The organism is Streptomyces sp. WM4235, assembly GCF_001279725.1.
In the GTDB taxonomy this organism is placed as follows: Bacteria; Actinomycetota; Actinomycetes; order Streptomycetales; family Streptomycetaceae; genus Streptomyces.
Genome location: NZ_LGDE01000168.1, coordinates 1 through 1,723 on the forward strand (window position 1 = coordinate 1; position 1,723 = coordinate 1,723).

The window sequence follows — 1,723 nt, forward strand, 5'->3', positions numbered from 1 at the left end:
GACTCCCCGACTACATGCACCCCACCCACTACATCCCCCTCACCCACCTCCCCCTCACCCCCAACGGAAAACTCGACCGCAACGCACTCCCCACACCCGTCGAAGCCGAGGGTGAGGTGTCCCGGGCGCCGCGCGACGCCCGCGAGGAGATACTCGTCGGGATCCTGGCCGATGTGCTGGGGCGCTCCGCGGTGGGCGTCTCGGACGACTTCTTCGCGCTCGGCGGGCATTCGCTGCTGGCGGCGCGGGTGGCCGGTCGGATCCGGGAAGCGTTCGGCGTGGACTGCGGGATCCGGGACGTGTTCGAGCTGCGGACCGTCGAGGCCCTCGCGGCCCGGCTGGCCGAGCGGACGTTCGGCCCCGCCAGGCCCGCGCCGGCGGCGTCCGAGCGGGGCGAGCGCCCCGTGCTCTCCTTCGCCCAGCACCGGCTGTGGCTGCTGGACAGCGTGCGGGGACCGTCCACGACGTACAACGTGCCGGTGGCCGTGCGCCTCGACGGTCCGGTCGACCCGGTGGCACTGCGTGCGGCGGTCGCCGACGTGGTGGCACGGCACGAGGTGCTGCGCACCGTGATCGGCGAGTACGACGGTGAGCCGTACCAGCGGGTCCTTGCCCCGTCCGAGGTGTCGGTGGCGGTGTCGGTGCGGGAGGTCTCGTCGGACCGGCTCGCGGACGAGATGGTCCTCGCGGGCAGCCACGTCTTCGACCTGGCCTCCGAGGTCCCGATCAGGGTGAACCTGCTGCGGACCGCGCCCGACCGGCACGTCCTGGTGGTGTTGCTGCACCACATCGCCACCGACGAGGGCTCGACCGCCCCGCTGTTGGCCGATCTGGACCTGGCCTACACGGCTCGACTGGCGGGCCGGGCACCGGTGTTCGCTCCGCTGCCGGTGCAGTACGCGGACTACGCGCTGTGGCAGCGCGAGCTGCTGGGCGAGGCCTCCGACGCGGAGTCCCTCGCGGCGGCCCAGGCCGGGTACTGGCGTGACGCCCTGGCCGGCATCCCGGCGGAGCTGGCGTTGCCCGCGGACCGCGCGCGTCCGGCGGAGCCCTCGTACGAGGGCGGCGTGGTGACCTTCGAGGTTCCGCGGGAGACGACGGCCGGCCTGGCCCGGATCGCCCGGGAGAGCGGGGCCACGCTGTTCATGGTGGCGCACGCCGCGGTGGCGACGTTGTTGCATCGGCTCGGAGCGGGCGACGACATCCCGCTGGGCACTCCCGTGTCGGCCCGCGAGGGCGCGGAGTCGGAGGGGCTGGTCGGTTTCTTCCTCAACACGCTGGTCCTGCGGGTGGACGTGTCCGGGGATCCGACCTTCACCGAACTGGTCGCCCGGGTGCGGGACACCGGCCTGGCCGCGTTCGCGCACACCGATCTGCCGTTGGAGGCCGTGGTCGAGGCGGTGGACCCGGAGCGCTCGCGTTCCCGCAACCCGCTGTTCCAGACGATGGTGACCTTCCACTCCGTGGACGGCGCCGTGCCGGAGCTGTTCGGCCTGCCCGCCGAGGAACTCGTCGTCGAGACGGGTGGCGCCAAGTTCGACCTGGAGGTCGCCTTCGGCGCCGACCGCGACGGCGCCGGCATCGCGGGCGGCATCCGCTTCGCCGTCGATCTCTTCGACGAGGTGACGGTCCGGACCCTGGCCGATCGGCTCGTGCGGCTCCTGACGGCCGTGGTCGCGGACCCGACGGCGCCCGTCTCGGCGATCGAGCTGATGGACCCGGC

At 73.2% G+C, this 1,723-nt stretch carries 1 protein-coding gene; it reads left to right on the top strand.

From position 1 onward, the window contains the following. Positions 1-1,723: condensation domain-containing protein (locus ADK55_RS14365; RefSeq protein WP_234350040.1), on the top strand; the 1,723-nt coding region annotated here is incomplete at both ends.